We start from the raw sequence: 15724 nt of genomic DNA, 5'->3' as shown, positions 1-15724 counted from the left end.
GGCGTTCGAGACCAACCTCGCCACTGTACGCCCCGGCCCGTACGGACCGTCCAGGTGCCTGCTCAGGCCCCCGACAGCAGCTGGAGCCGCAGGGCCAGCTGGAGTTCCAGCGCGCGTTCGGGACCGTTCCAGTCCCGGCCCAGCAGCACCTCGACCCGGTCCAGCCGCTGGACGACGGTGTTCACGTGGACGTGCAGCTCGTCCTTGGCCCGGGTGAGGCTGCCGCCGCAGTCGAAGTACGCGCGCAGGGTGCGGACCAGCTCGGTGCCGCGCCGGGCGTCGTAGTCCAGCAGCGGTCCCAGCGTCGCGCCGACGAAGCCGGAGACGTCGTGGCCGTCGCCGAGCAGCACCCCGAGGAAGCCGAGCGACCCCGCGGAGGCGCCCTCCCCGTCCCGGCCGAGCACCCGCAGCGCCCGGACGCAGCGCAGCCCCTCGGCGTAGGCGCCGGCCAGCGCGACCGGTCCGGCGGCGGGGCGGCCGGCGCCCACCGTGACCGGGAAGCCCGCCAGCCGGGCCAGCCGCTCGGCGGCCTGTTCCGCCGCGCGCTGGGCGACGTCCCCGGCCGCGCCTCCGCCCGCCGCGCCCCCGCCCGCCGCGCCTCCGCCCGCCGCGTCGAGCGGTGCCCCGGCCCCGGCCGGACCGCCGGCCCCGACCGGATCCCCGGCCGCGGCAGGAGTCTCGGCCCCGCCGCCGCTCCCGCTCCCGCACCCGCCCACGTCCGGGACCAGCAGCACCACCGCCTCGCCGTGCTCGGCACTGATGCCCCGGGCGCCGAACAGGTACCGCCCGGCCGCCCCCGCCAGCCGCGAGCGAACGGCGGCCGGCCCCCCGGCGGCACCAGCGGCACCGCCGACCCCACCGGCCCCGCTCCCGCCGCTCCCGGCACCCCCACCGCCCCCGCCGCGCCCCGGCTCGGCGACCAGCACCAGATGCGGCCGGCCGAGGTCGACACCCAGCCGGCGCCCCCGCGCGGTCAGCCCGGCCGGATCCCGGTCGGGCGCGGTGAGCAGGTCGGCCAGCAGCTCGCCGCGGACCCGGTTCTCCGCCTCGGCGACCGACCGCCGCAGCAGCAGGAGCAGGGCGGTCACCACGCCGGCCCGTTCGAACAGCCGGCGGTCGGCGTCGTCGAGGTCCGGCCGGCCGCGCAGCACCAGCGTGCCGAGCTGCTCCTGCCCGGCCAGCACCGCGCACACCCAGGCCCCGCCGTGGCGCACCGCGCGCCCCTCGGCCCGGGATGCCGCCACCGCCTCGGCCGGCCCGGCGCCGGGTGCGGCGGCCCGCCCGGCCAGCGGCTCGCCCTCGGCGTCCAGTACGGCGATTCCGCCGCCGAGCAGGGCCGCCACGGCCGCGGCGACGTCCGGTACCTCGGCCCCGCGCAGCACCAGGTCGGTGAGCCGGTCGTGGCCCCGTTCGGCGCGCTGGACGGCGGCGGAGTGGGCGCGGATCAGCTCGTTGGCGCTGTTCAGCTCGGCGAGCGCGGCCCGGGTGTCGGCGAGCGCCTTGGCGGTGTCCAGGGCGATCGCGGCGTGCGCGGCCAGGGTGCAGAGCAGCGCGACCTCGTCCGGGGAGAACGCGCGGGGCGAGCGGTCGGCGGCGAACAGCACCCCGATCACCCGGCCGCCGAGCAGCAGCGGGACACCGATGATCGCCACCAGCCCCTCCTCGACCACGCCCGCGTCGATGACGTCGGTGTGGTGGAAGCGGTCGTCGGAGCGGTAGTCGGGGGTGGCGTACGGGCGGGCGCGCTGCGCGACCAGGCCGCCGAGGCCGTCGCCGAGGCTGAGCCGCAGGTTCTGGAAGAGGACGGAGACCGAGCCGTCGGTGACCCGCATGTAGGTGTCGCCGGCGGCCTCGTCCGGGAGGGTGAGGTAGGCGGTGTCGGTGCCCAGCAGCATCCGGGCCCGGCGGACGATCGCCTGCAGGACGGCGTCGAGGTCGCGGGAGGCGGCGAGGTCGCCGGCGGTGTCGAAGAGGGCGGTCAACTCGGCCTCGCGGCGGCGGTGCTGGCGCAGGGTCCGGTGGACCCGCAGCGCCTGCCAGGTCGCGTCGTCGATCTCGCCCAGCACGTCGGCCGGCGCGCCCCGACGGCGCGCGTCGGCCAGCACGTCGGCGAAGTCCTCGGTGGCGGCGCCGGAGGCGAGCAGGTCCAGCAGTCGCCGCAGTGCGGGCGCCGAGCCGGCGTGGAGGTCGTTCATGGTACGGCCGCCAATCGGCAGTGGGTGTTCGTGTCCCGGGGAGGGAAGCGCGATGCTAGCCGCTCGGCCCGGGCGGCCGTAGCCCGCCGGTGCCCGTACGGTGACGGGCGCCGGCGGGCCGGACGGCGCGTCAGGCGGTGGCCGCCTTCCGAACCGTCGCCGCTCCCGGCTCCGCGCCGTCCTCGGCCGGCCGGGCGCCCGTCACCTCCGCCAGGTCGTGCCCGCGCGTCTCCCGCCCGCACAGCACCGCCAGCACGGTGATCGCGGCGGCGATCGCCACGTACACCGAGATCGGGGTCGAGCTGCCGTAGTCCTTGAGCAGCGCGGTGGCGATCAGCGGCGCGGGTGCGCCGGCGGCCACCGAGGCGAACTGCGCGCCGATCGACGCACCCGAGTAGCGCATCCGGGTGGCGAACAGCTCGGAGAAGAAGGCCGCCTGGGGTGCGTACATGGCGCTGTGGAAGACCAGTCCGACGGTCACCGCGAGCACCAGCGACCCGAAGGAGCCGGTGTCCACCATCCCGAAGAAGACGAACGCCCACACCCCGACGCCGACCGCGCCCACCAGGTACACCGGTTTGCGCCCGACCCGGTCGGACAGCGCCCCGAACACCGGGATCAGCGCGAACTGGACCGCGGAGGCGATCAGGACGGCGTTCAGGGCGGTCTGCTTGGGGAAGTGCACGTGCGAGACGGCGTACGCGAGCACAAAGGTGGTCATCACGTAGTACGAGATGTTCTCCGCCATCCGCGCGCCCATCGCGACCAGCACCTCGCGCCAGTGGTGCCGCAGGACCCCGACCAGCGGCGGCTGTTCGGCCTTCCCGCGGGCGGCCGCCCGGGCCAGCGCCTCCTTGAACAGCGGCGACTCGTCCACGGCCAGCCGGATCCACAGGCCGACCCCGACCAGCACTGCCGAGAGCAGGAACGGCACCCGCCAGCCCCAGGCCAGGAACGTCGCCTCCGACTGGACGCCCGTCAGCAGCGAGAGCACACCGGCCGCCAGCAGGTTCCCGGCCGGGGCGCCGCCCTGCGGCCAGGACGCCCAGAACCCGCGCCGCCGGGCGTCGCCGTGCTCCGACACCAACAGCACCGCGCCGCCCCACTCACCGCCCAGGGCGAAGCCCTGCACCAGCCGCAGCAGCGTCAGCAGCACCGGCGCCGTCACCCCGACCGAGGAGTAGGTCGGCAGGCACCCGATCAGCGTGGTCGAGCCGCCCATCAGCAGCAGGCTGACCACCAGCAGTCGCTTGCGGCCGACCCGGTCCCCGAAGTGCCCGAAGACCAGCGCCCCGATCGGGCGCGCCGCGAACCCGATCGCGTAGGTGAGGAACGACAGCAGGGTGCCGGTCAGCGGGTCGCTGTTCGGGAAGAACACCTTCCCGAACACCAGCGCCGCGGCTGTTCCGTACAAGAAGTAGTCGTACCACTCGATCGTGGTACCGATCAGGCTCGCCGCCACGACTCTTGGCAGTGAGCGGCTCCGTGCTCGATCCGAGACGGCGGTTGTCATGGGGTCACCACTTCCGGGCCGGGGACAGGACAGGACGGGGGCGGGACGGGGGGAGCGGGGCGGGGCGGGACGGGGGAGCGGGTGTCGCAGGAGGAGCGGGCGGGACGGGGACGTCGCCACAAGGTAGGGAGCCGCGGTGCCCGGGACTATGTGGCCGACCCCTACACCCCGGACGGCCGCCATGGTCGAAGGAGCCATCACGCCCACCGCTCAGCGCGCCGTCCAGGCGCCGTCGAGCGGCAGCGAGGCGCCGGTGAGGCAGTCCGCGTGCGGCAGGCAGAGGTAGAGGGCGAGCCGGGCCACCTCGACGGGTTCGACGAGGCGCTTGACGGCGGTGCGCTCCAGCAGGACGCGCTCGACGACCTCCTCCTCGGGCACGCCGTGGGCGAGGGCCTGGGCGGCGATCTGGTGCTCCACCAGAGGGGTGCGGACATAGCCGGGGTTGATGCAGTTGCTGGTGACGCCGTACGGCGCGCCCTCCAGGGCGACGGTCTTGCTGAGGCCCTCCAGGGCGTGCTTGGCGGTCACATAGGCCGATTTGAAGGGGCTCGCCCGCAGCCCGTGGACGGAGGAGATGTTGACGACCCGGCCCCAGCGCCGCGCGTACATGTGGGGGAGGGTGCGGCGCAGGATGCGGAACGGGGCCTCGACCATCACCCGCTGGATCTGGACGAAGCGTTCGAGCGGGAACTCGTGGACGGGGGCGACGTGCTGGAGGCCGGCGTTGTTGACCACGATGTCGGCCTCGGCCGGCAGGGCCTCCACGGCCTCCGGGTCGGCGAGGTCGGCGACGTGCGCGACGCCGCCGATCCGCTCGGCCAGCCGACGGGCGGGGTCGCCGGCGAGGTCGACGACGTGGACCCGGGCGCCGGCCTCGGCGAGGACCTCGGCACAGGCCCGGCCGATGCCGGAGGCGGCCCCGGTCACCAGCGCGGTGCGGCCGTCGAGGGGGCGGGCTGAAGTGGTGTCCATGGCCCAGAACGGTAGGAATCCGACGGCCGGGCTCCTATGTGCTGGTCCTCTACAGCACCCCGGTGGACTGTGGGGTTCACCGCCATGACGGTCGGTGGCCGACAGAAGCCCCGAAAGCCAAACCCACCCTGAGGGGTCTTCCCCACAATGGGCGCGGATGCTTCACCCGTTCGGAGGATTGCTCGGTCAGAACCACCCATAGCGCCCGAATGCTCGCTACATTCACGCCGATTCCCGACAGGGGGCGTCGCCACAGGCAGCCGAACCGCTGGTGGAGCCGGTGCGGCGTCCGAGAGGTGTTGACTGACTATGCCCCAAAGGCCTGCAACCGACAGCCCGGCGTACGGACCGCTCGACCCGCTCGACCAGCACCGGGGTCCGGTCGGCCGGGCCCTTCCGGACGCCCCCGACGCCCCGACCGCCGACGAACTGCGGCTGCCCGAGCAGGCCACGCCCGACCGGCACGCCCTGGACCGGCCCGGGCCGGACCGGCACCCGGCCGCCCCGGACCGGCATCCGACCGGCCCGGACCGGCACGCGACCGACCAGTCCCCGCCCGCCCGGCCCGTCGCCGAGCGGCACGTCCCGGAGCGGCCGCCCACCGAACGGCACCAGTCGGCCGGCACCCAGAACCTCCAACTGGCCGCCCTGATCGAGGAGGCCGGCTTCTCGCACGCCGGCCTGGCCCGCCGGGTCGACCAGCTCGGCCTGGAGCACGGCCTCGACCTGCGCTACGACAAGACCTCCGTCACCCGCTGGCTCCGCGGCCAGCAGCCCCGCGGTGCCACCCCGGCCCTGATCGCCGAGGTCTTCACCCGTCGGCTCGGCCGCCGCCTCACCGCGCAGGACCTCGGCCTGGACGCCTGCGCCCCGGTCTACGCGGGCCTGGAGTTCGCCGAGACGCCGCAGGAAGCGGTGGACATCGTGGCGAGCATGTGGCGCAAGGACAACGGACCGCAGTCCGAACTGCGCCGGATCGCCTTCACCCCGGCCGGCCTGGTGGTGCCGAGCCGGGACTGGCTGATCGGCCGGACCGACGAGCGGGTCGCCCGCGACGGCTCCACCCTGGCCAGGCCCGATCCGGGGACGGGCGCGTCGCCCGCCGGGGCGCCCGCCGGTCCCGCGACGCGCGGCCAGCTGCCGGGCGGCCAGGCCGCCCCGGGCACCCAGGCCGCCCGCACCGCCGCCACCTCGGCCGGTCCCGCCGGCGGACCGGCCGCCGCACCCGGGGGCGGCCCGACGACCGGTCCCGCCGCCGGGTCGGCCGCGTTCGGGGCCCGGGTGCCCACCCAGAGCCGCCGCCCGCCGATCGCCGTCGAGCCGCCGTTCCAGGACCCGGCCCGCGAGTCGCGCCCGGCCCTGCGCGTCGGCCGGGGCGACATCGCCGCCATCCGCGCCGTCGGCGACCTCTTCCGCGCCCTGGACCACGCCTACGGCGGCGGCCACGCCCGCCAGGCGCTGGTCCGCTACCTGGAGAGCGAGGCCGAGCCGATGCTGCGCGGCCGCTACGGCGAGCAGATCGGCCGGGCCCTGTTCGGCGCGGTCGCCGACCTCACCAGGCTGGCCGGCTGGACGAGCTTCGACATCGCCGCGCACGGCCTGGCCCAGCGCTACTTCGTCCAGGCCCTGCGGCTCTCGCAGGCCGCCGGGGACCGCGCGCTCGGCGGGTACGTCCTGGTGACGATGAGCCAGCAGGCGGTGCACCTCGGCCACGGCCGGGAGGCCGTCCAGCTGGCCCGGGTGGCCCAGCAGGGCGTGGGCACGGCGGTGCCGCCGACCGTGCAGGCGCTGCTGCACGCGGCCGAGGCGCGCGGGCACGGCCTGCTCGGCGACGTCCGCTCCTGCACGACGGCGCTGGTCCGGGCCGAACGGGCGCTGGCGGCGGCCCGCACCGGCGACGAACTGCCGGCCTGGGCGCGGTTCTTCGACGAGGCACAGCTCTCGGACGAGTTCGCGCACTGCTACCGGGACCTCCAGCAGTGGCGCACGGCCGCCCAGCACGCCGAGAAGTCGCTGCGGCTGCGCTCGCCCGCCTACGCCCGGAGCCGGATCTTCTGCCGGCTGGTGCTGGCCACCGCCCGGCTCGGCATGGGGGACCTCGACGAGGCCTGCGGCATGGCGACCGACGCCCTGCGGGCGGCGGGCGAGATGCGGTCGGCCCGGTCGCTGGAGTACGTGCGCGACTTCCACCGCCGCCTCACGCCCTACCGGGGCAGCCCGGTGGCCCGGGCGTTCGAGGAGACGGCCCGTCAGGCGGGGGTGATCTGAACCGGGGGCTCCGACCGGACCGGCGGAGTCACCAGCTCTCGGCGTTCACCCGCGGCCGGTCGCCCTCCACGGCGGCCGGCGGCCGGACGTTCCCGCGCAGCCGCTGCGCGGCCAGCGGGAACAGCAGCACGGAGAGCATGCCCGCGCCGACCAGGGCCGCCGAGGTGGAGGACGGCAGATGGCCGGCGTCCACCTCGATCGTGGTGATCACCACGACCAGCGGCAGCGCCGTCGCGCCGTAGAGGCCGAGCGCTCCCCGGTCCCGCCGTCCCAGGCCGGCGGGGGCCAGCAGCGCCGCGGGCAGTCCGCGCACGGCCAGCAGCAGGACGACGAAGAGCGGGACGAGCAGCAGCGTGCCCGGATCCTCGATCAGCGCGTCCAGATCGAACTTCATCCCGCTGACCACGAAGAACACCGGGACGAGGAAGCCGAAGCCGATGCCCTCCAGCTTGGCCTCGATCACCTCCTCGGCCGGCCCGGGGATGTCGGAGAGCAGCAGCCGGGAGACGATGCCGGCGGTGAACGCGCCGAGCAGCATGTCGAGTTCCAGCCAGAGGGCGGCGGCCACCATGGTCGCGAGCACCAGGATCACGGTCCGGACGGCGAACTGGCCGGAGGTGCGCAGGGTGCCGCGGATCAGCCGGGTCATCCAGGCCGGCCTCGGCCGCCGGGCGCCGCCGATCGCGACGGCGGTGATCACCGCGTAGGCGCCCAGGATGACGGCGGTGCGGCCCGCGCTGTTGCCGCTGAGCAGGACGGCGACGGCGATGATCGGCCCGAACTCGCCGACCGCGCCGGTGGCCATGACCAGCGAGCCGAACGGGGTGGGCAGCTCGCCCGCGTCGCGCAGGATCGGCAGGATGGTGCCGAGCGCGGTGGTGGTCAGCACCAGCCCGGTGAAGGCGCCGTCCAGGGGTTTCGGGTTGATCACCGCGCCCACGACGAGCGCGACCGCCACGCTGATCAGCCACGCGGCGCCCGCCCGGCGGAGCGGTCCGCCGCGCAGTCTGGCGAAGTCGATCTCGTAGCCGGCCAGGAACATCAGCATCGCCAGGCCGAACTGGGAGAGCGCGTCGATCAGGTCGTCCACGTGCACCCAGTTCAGGGCGTCGGGGCCGATCAGCACGCCGAGCAGGATCTCGAACACGACGGTGGGGACGGCGATCCACCGCAGCAGGCGGTCGGCGATCAGCGGGGCGGCCACCGCGGCGGCGGGGACCAGGATCAGCGAGAGCGGCTGGACCTCGAAGTCGGCGCTCACCGGGCACTCACCGGGCGGCCGACGGGGGAGCGGAGATCGTCCGAACAGCGGTCATATCGGCATATTGGCACGTGAACCGGCGCCGTTCGGGCAGCCGGGCCGCGCGCCGCCCGTCACGCGCCGGGCGCCGGGGACCGCATGTCGCGCGCCGCACGCGAGGCGCCGCACGCCGGTCCCGCGCACCGCCCGCCCGCCCGCCGAGCGGCGCCGGGGGGTGTCCCGCACAGGACACCCCCCGGCGCCGTCCGCCGTCAGGCCGCCTCCGCCTCCCGTACGGCGATCGGCAGCCCGAGGTCGCGCGCCACGGCCTCGGCCGCGCGCCGTCCCGACACCAGCGCCCCCTGCACGCTGCTGGTGTCCCGGTGGTCGCCGCAGACGTAGAGCCCGGCGAGCAGCCGGACCGGCCGCCGGGTGTTGTGCGGCGGCGGCATCGCGGGCACCGCGTCCGGCAGGTGCCGCACGCTCAGGAACTGCCAGCCGCCGGTCGGTGTGCCGTACAGCTCCGCCAGCCGGGCCCGGACGGCCGGCTCCAGTGCCGCCGGTCCGCCGGCGTCGAAGGTGCGGCGGCCGAGCACGGTGGTGGCGATCAGCGCCTGTCCGGTCGGGGCGTACGAGGGGTGCAGCTCGCTGAGCACCAGCGAGTGCGACACCAGGGACGGCTGCCCGCCCGGCCGGTCGCCGTCCAGCAGCAGGGCGGCCTCCCCCAGGGGGGTGCGGTCGGCCGCGTGGTAGAAGGTCGTGACGGGGTGGAAGTCCGGCAGCCGCAGACCGGGCAGCAGGTCCGCGGCGGAGCGGGGGTCGGTCGCGACGACCACGGCCTGCGCGCCGATCCGCCCATGGGTGGCGGTCTCCACGCCGTCGGCCGTGATCGAGGTGACCCGCACTCCGGTGCGGACGGTGCCGGCGGGCAGTGCGGCGGCCAGCTGGGCCGGCACGGCCGCCATCCCGTCGGCGGGCAGACAGAGCCGGCCGCGCGCGTAACAGCGGAGCACCAGGTCGGCGACCCGGCTGCTGGTACCGAGCGCGGGGTCGCTGAGCAGGGCGCCGAGCAGGGGCCGCAGCAGTCCGTCGACGGTGCGCGGGGCGAGGCCCCGGTCGCCGAGGGCCCGGGCGGCGGTGGTCTCCGGCCGGGCCTTCAGCCGTGCGGGCGGGGTGTTGGCGAGGCGGTTGAGCCAGCTGCCGAGCCGCGCCTTGTCCAGCGGACTGCCCAGTGGCGCCCGGGCGGCGGCGTGCCGGGCGGTGGTCAGCTGCGGGTCCCCGACCCGGTACCGGCGCCCGCCGTTGTGCACGAGTACGCCCGGCGTGAGCGGGCGCGGATCGAGGCGGTCGAGGTCGAGCACGCGGCGCGGCTCGGGGAAGGCGGTGTTCAGCAGATGGCTGCCGTGGTCGAGTCGGAAGCCGTCGAGCCGGTGGGAGGCCGCTCGACCACCGATCCGGTCCGCGGCCTCCAGGACCTGAACGGTGAGGCCGTGGGCGGTGAGTACGCGAGCGGCGGCAAGGCCCGCGAGGCCGGCTCCCACCACGACGACGTCCGGGTCGGACTGTCGGCGGGTGCGGCGAGTGAAGTCGTACGTGGGCACGGGTGGCTCCCTCCCTGGTCCCGGGATTTCGGGCCGGTGCAGGCAGCAGAGTGCTGGGACACGGTCCGACCGGTGTGATGCCCAGTCAGTACGAGCGTCAGACAAGCGCACGGGCCCCGAACCCGGTGGGGAAGGGGAGTGGCCGCATCCGGTGGCCGCGTGGTCACGGACTGTGTTCCTCCTCGCCCGTGTTCCCGCCCGACGGGCGCGCACGGTCACCAGGGGCGCGCAGCGCGCCCACCGTGTGCTCCCGTGCGCCCCCTCTCGGAGCCCTGCGCCGCAGTCGCCCGAACTCCGCTCCGCATATGCCCCTGGCCAGGGCGGACGTCGTAGCGCGCCTACGCGACGGGACCGGACGCGACCGCGCGCCCGGCCCCACCGACCCCGGCCGAAGCCGCGGGGCCCCGCCCCGGAGTCACGCCCCGGAGGGCGGCCCGAGCCGCCCCGGAGCCAACCGCTGGAGAGCCGCCCGTCAGAGCGCCGCCCGCGCCGCCGAGTCGACGTCCGGGTGCGCGAAGCGGAAGCCCGCGTCCAGCAGTCGCCGCGGCACGACCCGGTGGCTGCCGACCACCTCGACCGCCAGCTCGCCCAGCACCGTGTCCAGTACGGCCTTCGGCACCGGGAACGGCGTCGGCCGGCGCAGCACCCGCCCGAGCGCCGCCGTCAGCTCGGCGTTGGTCACCGGCTCGGGGGCGGTGAGGTTCACCGCCCCCTCGATGTCCTTCCGGTCGATCAGGAAGCGCAGCGCCGCGACCTCGTCGGCGAGCGAGATGAAGCTCCAGTACTGCCGGCCGTCGCCGAGCCGGCCGCCGAGGCCCAGCCGGAACAGCGGGAAGAGCCGTCCGCCCGCGCCTCCGGCGGCGGAGAGCACCAGCCCGGTGCGCGGGTGGACCACCCGGATCCCGGCCCGCTCGGCCGGCCGGGCGGCGGCCTCCCACTCCACGCAGACCTCGGCCAGGAAGTCGTCCCCGGCGGGCGAGGACTCGTCGATCACCCGGTCGCCGGTCTGCCCGTAGTAGCCGACGGCGGAGGCGCTCACGAGGACCTCGGGCGGTTCGGCCAGTCCGGCCAGGGCGGTCGCCAGGGTCTCGGTGCCCAGGACCCGGCTCTCCCGGATCTCCCGCTTGTAGGACTCGCTCCACCGGCGGTCGCCGACGCCGGCGCCCGCCAGGTGCACGACTGCCCCGACCCCGGCCAGCCCGGCCCGGTCGACCTGGCCCAGCAGCGGGTTCCAGCCGATGGCGGTGGTGCCGTCCGGCCGGGGCCCGGTCCGCGAGCGGTGCCGGACCAGCCGCACCACCTCGTGCCCGTCCGCCAGCAGCGAGCCGACGAGTGCCGCGCCGATCAGTCCCGTGGATCCTGTGACCGCGATTCTCATGGGCCCATCCTCGCAGTCGGTCGGGGGTCCGCCCGGGAGCGGCGGTCCGGCGGGGTCGCGGGAATTGCCGTGTACGTCCCGGCCGGGGGTGATTAGCATGCGGCGCATGCACGTAGACGATCAGCTGATCATCCGCCCCGCCCGGGCCGAGGACGAGAAGGAACTCTCCGCCCTCAACTGCTCCACCTGGACCCCGCTGGCCGAGGTCGCCCCCCGGCCCGACGAGGACGCGGGGGTGTTCGACGAACGCCACAGTCCGGACCAGTTCCACCTCGCCCTGCTCGACGGCCGGGCGGTCGGCTACATCCGGGTCGTCCCGCCGACCCCGCTGGCCAGCAACCGGCATGTGCGCCAGATCCAGGGCCTCGCGGTCGACACCGCCGTGCGCGGCCGGGGCATCGGCGTCGCGCTGGTCGAGGCGGCCTGCCGGATCGCCCAGGAGCAGGGCGCCCGCCGGATCACCCTGCGGGTGCTCGGCCACAACGCCCCGGCCCGCGCCCTCTACAAGCGCTGCGGCTTCGTGGTCGAGGGTTCGCTCAAGGAGGAGTTCCTGATCGACGGGGCCTACGTCGACGACATCTGGATGGCCCGGTCCCTCGACGACCGGCCTACCGACTGAGACGCCCGCCGGCCGACTGGGACGCCCCCGGCCGACTGAGCGCCCGCCGACCGGCCGGGCGTCCCCCCGGCCGGGCGTCCCCCCGGCCGAGGGGCCGAGGGGCCGAGGGGCCCGCCCGACCGTTCCCGCACGACCCACCGAGGCGCACTGAGGCACCGTCAGATCACGTGCGCGGGTGGTGCAGAGTCGTGACAGACCCACCCTGTCTGGAGCGTCACCCGGACGGGTAGGTTACGGCCGTGAGCAACTCGACGCCTCCCGGGTGGTACCCGGTACCGGGTGCGGACGGCACGGCCGGTCATGAGCGCTGGTGGGACGGCACGGCCTGGACCAGTGACGTCCGCCCCGTCCAGGCGGGCGGCGGCCCGATTGCCGACGCCCCGACGCAGGTCGCCTGGCAGAACCCCTCGGGGGGTTCCGCACCCGCGCCGCCGGCCTACGGCTACGGCGCCCCGCAGCAGGGGCAGCCCGGGTACGGCTACCCGGCGCAGAACCCGCCGGCCTACGGCTACCCGCCGGCCGGCTATCCGCCGCCCGAGCGGCCGAACCGGATCAGGACCGGGACGGCCGTCGGCATCGTGGTCGGTGTGCTGGCCGTGGTCGGCGTGGTGGCCGCCGTGGCGCTCAACAGCGGCGGCGACAGCCCGATCGCCAAGCCGACCCAGCCGGTGACCACGGTCACCGTCACCGACACACCGAGCCCGAGCGCCACCACTCCCAGCCCGACCAGGTCCTCCCCACCGCCCCCGACCACGCAGCCGAAGCCGAGCCCGGTACTCAAGGACACCGTGGCGGACCCGCAGCACGCCATCACCGTGCCGGTGTTCGAGGGCTGGGAGGCGAACACCAGCGGCTCCCACTCCACCGTCTTCCTCGGCAGCGGCCAGTACACCTGCCCCGGCGGCGGCAACTGCATCCGGGGCCAGTTCTCGGTGGAGAAGGACACCATCGCCGGCACCACCGCCCGGGCGGCGGCCGAGGCGGCCATGCCGGCCTACGCGGCGGCGATCTTCAGCAACATCACCGGGCACACCGACGCGGGCTCGTCCAGCACCACGGTCGCGGGCATCTCCGGGTACGCGGTGCGCTGGCACATCACCACCTCGGACGGCAGCAAGGGCTACATCCTGATGGTGGCCGTCCCCGCCAAGGGCGGCGGTTTCGTGGCCTTCGAGGGCGGGGTGGACGACGCCGCGGGCGCGCCCGACCCGTCGGTGCTGGACCAGATCCTCAAGGGCATCAAGCAGGACACCAGCGCGGCGGCGGACTCCACCACCTGAGCGGCCGTCCGGGCGGGCCCGGCGGCCGCGGGCCCCGGTCCGCCCGACGGCCGCCGGACCCGCCCGCTCCGCCCCGGCGGAGTCAGTCCCCGTACCGCTCCCAGAGCTTGGGGAACCGTTTCGCCATGACCTCGGGGTCGTCGAAGTCGAATCCGGCCCCGAACGGCTGCGAGGGCTGGCGTCCGCCCACCTCGGGCAGCGGCAGCGCGGTCAGCTGCTCGTACGCCTCGTCGGCCGCGTAGCCGAGGTCCTCGGCCTCGCCGTCCTCCTCCTCGTCGAAGCCGGGCAGCAGGTCGGCCAGGTCGTCCGGCTCGTGCAGCCCGCCCTCGAAGACGTCCCGGCCCTGGCCGATCAGCCAGCACCGGAAGAAGTCGAAGGAGTCCTCGGAGGCCCCGCCCAGCAGCAGGTAGGCCGCGCCCCAGAGGTCGTGGCGGTAGGCGCGCTGGAACCGGGCCTCGAAGAGCCGGGCGAAGTCGATGACGTCGTCCGGGGTCAGCTCGACGAGCCGTTCCACCAGACGGTCCGCCTGCTCGTCCGGGTCGCCCTCGGCGTCCTCCCGGGTGTCGTCGATGATCTGCCAGAAGTCGGTCTCGTCCATCACCGCTCCAGCATCCCTGTTCGGCCGCACGCGCGCATGCGAAGAGCGGGTGAATCGCCCGGAACGGCACGAAAAACCCGGAACGGCGCGAAGATGCCCGCCGTCCGCCGCCGTTCACCACGATTCCGGCCCGGACGCCGCGGAACCCCGCCCGGTTCACCGTCACCCCGTCCCCGGACGCGCGGAGTCCCGTCCCGGACGTTCGGAGTCCCGCCCCGGACGCGCGGAACCCCGCGCCGTCCGGGGACGACGCGGGGTTCCGGTGCTGCCGGAGGGGGACCCTCGGGCGGAGCCTTACAGGCCGAGCTCGACCTCGAACTCGCCGGCCTCCAGGATCTCCTTGACCGCCACCAGGTAGCGGGCGGCGTCGGCGCCGTCCACCAGGCGGTGGTCGTAGGAGAGCGACAGGTAGGTCATGTCACGGATGCCGATGGCGGTGCCGCCGTCGGCCTCGATGACGACCGGACGCTTGACCGTCGCGCCGATGCCCAGGATGGCGGCCTGGTTCGGCGGCACGATGACGGTGTCGAACAGCGCGCCGCGCGAACCGGTGTTGCTGATGGTGAAGGTGGCGCCGGACAGCTCGTCCGGGGTGATCTTGCTGTCGCGCACCTTGCCGGCCAGCTCGGCGGTCTTCTTCGAGATGCCGGCGATGTTGAGGTCGCCCGCACCCTTGATGACCGGGGTCATCAGACCCTTCTCCGAGTCCACCGCGATACCGATGTTCTCGGTGTCGAAGTAGGTGATGGTGCCCTCGGCGTCGTTGATCCGGGCGTTGACGACCGCGTGGGCCTTCAGCGCCTGGGCGGCGGCCTTGACGAAGAACGGCATCGGGGACAGCTTCACGCCCTCGCGGGCGAGGAAGGAGTCCTTGGCCTTGGCGCGCAGCGACATGATCCGGGTGACGTCCACCTCGACCACGCTGGTGAGCTGCGCCTGCTCGTGCAGGGCCTTCATCATGTTGTCGCCGATGACCTTGCGCATGCGGGTCATCTTGACCGTCTGGCCGCGCAGGGCCGACGGGGCGGCAGCGGCCTTCGGCGCGGCGGCGGCCGCGACCGGGGCAGCGGCGACCGGGGCCGGCGCGGCCTTGGCGGCCTCGGCGGCGGCCAGGACGTCCTGCTTGCGGATGCGGCCGCCGACACCGGTGCCGGTGACAGCGGTCAGCGCGACGCCGTGCTCGGCGGCGAGCTTGCGCACCAGCGGGGTGACGTAGGCGTCACCGGCGTCGGCCACCGGGGCGGCCGGGGCCGGAGTGGCGACCGGAGCCGGAGCGGCAACGGGGGCCGGGGCGGCGACCGGAGCCGGAGCGGCAACCGGGGCCGGAGCGGCCGGGGCGACCGGAGCCGGAGCCGGAGCGGCGACCGGGGCAACCGGGGCCGGGGCGGCAACCGGGGCCGGGGCGGCAACGGGGGCCGGGGCGGCCGGAGCGGCCGGAGCCGGAGCGGCGGCGACGGCGCCCGCGGCACCGATCAGCGCGAGCTGGGCGCCGACCTCGGCGGTGTCGTCCTCGGCGACCAGGATCTTCACCAGGGTGCCGGCGACCGGCGACGGGATCTCGGTGTCGACCTTGTCGGTGGAGACCTCGAGCAGCGGCTCGTCGATCTCGACCGTGTCGCCCTCGGCCTTCAGCCAGCGGGTGACGGTGCCCTCGGTGACCGACTCGCCCAGGGCCGGCAGCAGCACCGGGGTGGCGTCGGCGGCCGGGGCGGCCGGAGCGGCGGCGACCGGAGCCGGAGCCGGAGCGGCGGCCGGGGCCTCCGCGACCGGGGCCGGGGCAGCGGCGGCCGGAGCCGCGGCGGCGACCGGCGCGCCCGAGCCGTCGTCGATGATCGCCAGCTCGGCGCCGACCTCGACGGTCTCGTCCTCGGCGACCTTGATCGAGGCCAGAATGCCGGAGGCCGGGGCCGGGATCTCGGTGTCGACCTTGTCGGTGGACACCTCGAGCAGCGGCTCGTCGACCTCCACGCGCTCACCCTCGGCCTTCAGCCAACGGGTGACGGTGCCCTCGGAAACGCTCTCGCCCAGCGCGGGCAGTGTTACTGAGACCGCCATGGTTT

11 protein-coding genes are annotated in these 15724 nt (G+C 75.4%); 3 read left to right on the top strand and 8 right to left on the bottom strand.

What is annotated here, in order from left to right; all coding sequences use genetic code 11:
* Positions 1-62: 62 nt before the first annotated feature.
* The 3 genes from ACW14Y_RS13755 to ACW14Y_RS13745 all read right to left on the bottom strand — a co-directional run bounded on the left by ACW14Y_RS13755 (position 63) and on the right by ACW14Y_RS13745 (position 4680).
* Positions 63-2195 carry a helix-turn-helix domain-containing protein gene (locus tag ACW14Y_RS13755; protein ID WP_456986875.1) on the bottom strand — a complete coding sequence of 711 codons (2133 nt, stop codon included), beginning with the start codon at positions 2193-2195 and terminating at the stop codon, positions 63-65.
* Between the two features lie 130 nt (positions 2196-2325).
* Complete coding sequence (locus ACW14Y_RS13750; RefSeq protein WP_380309972.1) at positions 2326-3708, bottom strand: MFS transporter; 1383 nt, start codon at positions 3706-3708, stop codon at positions 2326-2328.
* Between the two features lie 210 nt (positions 3709-3918).
* A complete protein-coding gene (locus tag ACW14Y_RS13745) occupies positions 3919-4680 on the bottom strand; it encodes a 3-hydroxybutyrate dehydrogenase (protein ID WP_380309970.1) in 762 nt (253 codons plus the stop codon).
* Positions 4681-4989: 309 nt separating this feature from the next.
* Here ACW14Y_RS13745 and ACW14Y_RS13740 point away from each other — a divergent pair, with 309 nt between their 5' ends.
* Positions 4990-6948 (top strand): regulator, encoded by a 1959-nt coding sequence (locus tag ACW14Y_RS13740; protein WP_456986872.1) that lies wholly within the window; start codon positions 4990-4992, stop codon positions 6946-6948.
* A 28-nt stretch (positions 6949-6976) separates the two neighbouring features.
* On the opposite strand, the gene ACW14Y_RS13735 is transcribed toward ACW14Y_RS13740, so the two are convergent.
* The 3 genes from ACW14Y_RS13735 to ACW14Y_RS13725 all read right to left on the bottom strand — a co-directional run bounded on the left by ACW14Y_RS13735 (position 6977) and on the right by ACW14Y_RS13725 (position 11167).
* A complete protein-coding gene (locus ACW14Y_RS13735) occupies positions 6977-8209 on the bottom strand; it encodes a cation:proton antiporter (protein WP_456986870.1) in 1233 nt (410 codons plus the stop codon).
* 251 nt (positions 8210-8460) lie between these two features.
* Positions 8461-9789 carry an NAD(P)/FAD-dependent oxidoreductase gene (locus ACW14Y_RS13730; RefSeq protein ID WP_380309964.1) on the bottom strand — a complete coding sequence of 443 codons (1329 nt, stop codon included), beginning with the start codon at positions 9787-9789 and terminating at the stop codon, positions 8461-8463.
* Positions 9790-10261: 472 nt separating this feature from the next.
* On the bottom strand, positions 10262-11167 hold the full coding sequence (locus ACW14Y_RS13725; RefSeq protein ID WP_456986868.1) for a TIGR01777 family oxidoreductase: 906 nt from the start codon (positions 11165-11167) through the stop codon (positions 10262-10264).
* Between the two features lie 106 nt (positions 11168-11273).
* On the opposite strand from ACW14Y_RS13725, the gene ACW14Y_RS13720 reads away from it, so the two are divergent.
* Together ACW14Y_RS13720 and ACW14Y_RS13715 are read left to right on the top strand one after the other, a co-directional pair.
* A complete protein-coding gene (locus ACW14Y_RS13720; protein ID WP_456986866.1) occupies positions 11274-11786 on the top strand; it encodes an N-acetyltransferase family protein in 513 nt (170 codons plus the stop codon).
* Between the two features lie 239 nt (positions 11787-12025).
* Positions 12026-13066: a DUF2510 domain-containing protein gene (locus tag ACW14Y_RS13715; protein ID WP_380309958.1), complete on the top strand. Its 1041-nt coding sequence runs from the start codon at positions 12026-12028 to the stop codon at positions 13064-13066.
* An 82-nt stretch (positions 13067-13148) separates the two neighbouring features.
* On the opposite strand, the gene ACW14Y_RS13710 is transcribed toward ACW14Y_RS13715, so the two are convergent.
* Both ACW14Y_RS13710 and sucB read right to left on the bottom strand, forming a co-directional pair.
* The gene (locus ACW14Y_RS13710) at positions 13149-13664 is read right to left on the bottom strand and encodes a DUF4240 domain-containing protein (protein ID WP_266268964.1); all 516 of its coding nucleotides are present in this window, start codon (positions 13662-13664) and stop codon (positions 13149-13151) included.
* Between the two features lie 294 nt (positions 13665-13958).
* Positions 13959-15719, bottom strand: a complete 1761-nt coding sequence (sucB, locus tag ACW14Y_RS13705) for a 2-oxoglutarate dehydrogenase, E2 component, dihydrolipoamide succinyltransferase (RefSeq protein WP_456986863.1) — start codon at positions 15717-15719, stop codon at positions 13959-13961.
* Between the last annotated feature and the right edge of the window lie 5 nt (positions 15720-15724).

Source organism: Kitasatospora sp. cg17-2 (assembly GCF_054031055.1).
The sequence above is the reverse complement of the archived record's forward strand: the minus strand, read 5'-3'. Positions and strand labels throughout refer to the sequence as shown.